Here is a 1,485-nt window from a genome sequence, read left to right as displayed (position 1 = left end):
CGCCACCGAAGGAGGCGGCACCAGGTACAAAAGTGGATATTCCAGTGACGGTAAATTATCCAGATGGCTCAACAGATACACCGACGCTACACATTACGGTAACGCCAAATGACGCTCAGAGTAATGATCCAGGTTATGAAGATCAATCGACAAAACCAGGTACACCAGTGGAAGTACCACAAACGAAAGATGGCGAATTACCATCAGGTACAACATTTGAAGGCCCGAAAGATGTACCGACAGGCTGGAAAGTAGATGTTGATCCAGATACAGGTAAGGTAACGGTAACGCCACCGGAAAACGCGGAACCAGGCACAAAAGTAGATATTCCAGTAACGGTACGTTACCCAGACGGTTCAACGGATACACCGACGCTACATGTAACGGTAACGCCAAATGACGCTCAGAGTAATGACCCAGGTTACGAAGATCAATCAACAAAACCAGGTACACCAGTGGAAGTACCACAAACAAAAGACGGAGACTTACCAACAGGTACAACATTTGAAGGCCCAGAGACACCACCGTCAGGTTGGACAGTAACTGTAGAACCAAACACAGGTAAAGTGACTGTGACGCCACCGGAGGATGCGGCACCAGGCACGAAAGTAGATATTCCAGTTGTCGTTCATTATCCAGACGGTTCAACAGATACACCGACGCTACATGTGACGGTAACGCCAAATGACGCTCAGAGTAATGACCCAGGTTATGAAGATCAATCAACGAAACCAGGTGTACCTGTGGAAGTACCGCAAACAAAAGACGGAGACTTACCATCAGGTACGACGTTTGAAGGACCGAAAGACGTGCCACCAGGCTGGACAGTAAATGTTGATCCAAATACAGGTAAGGTAACGGTAACGCCACCGGAAAACGCGGAACCAGGCACAAAAGTAGATATTCCTGTAACGGTACGTTATCCAGATGGCTCAACAGATACACCAACGCTACATGTGACGGTAACGCCAAATGATGCACAAAATAACGATCCAGGCTATGACGAAAACAGTACGAAACCAGGTGTACCAGTAGAAGTGCCACAAACGAAAGATGGCAATCTACCACCAGGTACATCGTTTGAGGGACCAAAAGACGTGCCACCAGGTTGGACAGTAGATGTTGATCCAAATACAGGTAAGGTAACCGTGACGCCACCGGCGAATGCGACACCGGATACGAAGGTGAATATTCCAGTTGTCGTTCATTATCCAGACGGTTCAACAGATACACCAACAGTAACAGTCACTGTCGTGCCGAAAGATCCAAGTGAAACAGATGCAGGTCAACATGACCCAGGTTATGAAGATCAATCGACAAAACCAGGTACACCAGTGGAAGTACCACAAACGAAAGACGGCAATCTACCACCAGGTACATCGTTTGAGGGACCAAAAGACGTGCCACCAGGTTGGACAGTAGATGTTGATCCAAATACAGGTAAGGTAACCGTGACGCCACCGGCGAATGCGACACCGGATACGA

At 48.0% G+C, this 1,485-nt stretch carries 1 protein-coding gene; it reads left to right on the top strand.

From position 1 onward, the window contains the following. Positions 1–1,485 (top strand): YPDG domain-containing protein (locus N9R04_RS11240; protein WP_262856869.1); only part of this gene is annotated, 1,485 nt, incomplete at both ends.

This window comes from Staphylococcus marylandisciuri (assembly GCF_025519785.1).
In the GTDB taxonomy this organism is placed as follows: domain Bacteria; phylum Bacillota; class Bacilli; order Staphylococcales; family Staphylococcaceae; genus Staphylococcus; species Staphylococcus marylandisciuri.
This window is presented reverse-complemented; position numbering and strand designations above follow the sequence as displayed.